This is a genomic window from Actinomycetota bacterium, from assembly GCA_005774595.1.
Lineage (GTDB): Bacteria > Actinomycetota > Coriobacteriia > Anaerosomatales > D1FN1-002 > D1FN1-002.
In genome coordinates this window covers 1-1,371 of record VAUM01000432.1, presented here as the reverse complement: position 1 = coordinate 1,371, position 1,371 = coordinate 1, and the positions used below count along the sequence as shown (strand labels likewise).

At 70.5% G+C, this 1,371-nt stretch carries 2 protein-coding genes; both read right to left on the bottom strand.

The window, feature by feature from the left end:
- Positions 1 to 117, bottom strand: a 117-nt coding sequence (locus FDZ70_10735) for an energy-coupled thiamine transporter ThiT (protein TLM65923.1), incomplete at its 3' end; no start/stop codon positions are given.
- Between the two features lie 213 nt (positions 118 to 330).
- Positions 331 to 1,236, bottom strand: coding sequence for a hypothetical protein (locus FDZ70_10730; GenBank protein ID TLM65922.1), 906 nt, complete (start codon positions 1,234 to 1,236; stop codon positions 331 to 333).
- Positions 1,237 to 1,371 lie beyond the last annotated feature (135 nt).

Sequence of the window (1,371 nt, the reverse complement as noted above, 5' to 3'; positions counted from 1 at the left end):
GCCCAGCGACGCGCTCCCGCCCTGAGGCATCTCCCAGACCTTGAACATGCCGAGCACCGCGCACAGCGCGATGGTCAGCGCGGCCTCGACGAGCACGACCGTGTGCCTGCGTGCCATACAGACGACCTCCCGGTCCCTACGTGACCGGGAACGCCCGCGCGCAAGAGAGGGTCCACCGTGGTTGCCGACCCGCATTACCGGGACGGTCGTTCGGTCGCGGGTCGAGATCCCGCCTCTCAGCCGCACGAGCGGCTCCCGATCAGGTGTGCGACTGTGGCGCGATGTTCCCACACGCGCGCCGGCGCGGCAAGGGGCCTCCGGGACGCGGCGCTACTCGCAGGCGCGCAGGTACGGGTACGGGTTCGCCGCGAAGCCGCCGCCCGGGTGGTATTCGAAGTGGAGGTGCGGCGCACCGCCGCGCGCGTTGCCCGTGTCGCCGACGTAGCCGATGAGCTGGCCTTTCTTCACGCGGCCCGACCGCACGGCCCAGCCGGCGAGGTGCGCGTAGTAGAACGCGTCGCCGTTGTCGGCCTTGAGCCAGATCGTCTTGCCTCCGAGGCCGCCTTCCTTGGACTTCACCGTGCCGGACAGTGTCGCCACGCAGGGCGTGCCCGACTTCGCCATGATGTCGGTCCCCTTGTGCGTCCGTCCCCCGCTGCGCGGGGCACCCCAGGTGTTGCCGTAGTAGCACGCGCCCTGGACCGGGAAGACCCACCCGAGCGAGCCCTTCGGGATCCCCGGCGTGAAGCCTGAAGACGAGCCGGACGCCTTCTTCTGCAGCGCCTCGTACTGCGCCTGCTTCGACGCGAGCTTCGACTGGAGCCGCTGATTGGCCTTGCGCCGCGCCGCCGTCGCCGCCTGCAGGTTCTTCTTCTCGGACGCGATGCTCGCGCGCTGCGCCGCCAAGCGCGCCTGCAGAGACTCCACCCGCGCCACGGCGCCCGCATCCGCGCGGCCGATGCGGTACAGGAAGTCGAGGCGCGTCTGCATGTCCTCGTAGCTGTCCGCCGCGAGGATGACGTCGAGGATGCCGAGGCCGGTGCTGTTGCGATACATGATCGCGACGCGATCGCTGAGCGTGCTTCGCGCCTCGGAGAGCTCCTGTTCGGTGGCGGCCAGTTGACGATCGAGCTTCTCGAGCTTGAACTCGCTGGCCTCGAGCGCGTCGGCGGCGCGTTCGTAGTCGCGTCCCGCCTGGCGGACCTCCTTCTTGAGCCGCGCGAGCTGGTCCGCCACGGACTCCGCATGCGCCGGAGGCACGCTCGCGAACACGAACGCGGCGGCAAGGGCGAGCAGAACCGCTCGCCGCGCGACACCTGTGCGTGGCGCGCCTCTCACCTGCCGAACGCCTCCCCCATCCCCCGGTAGACC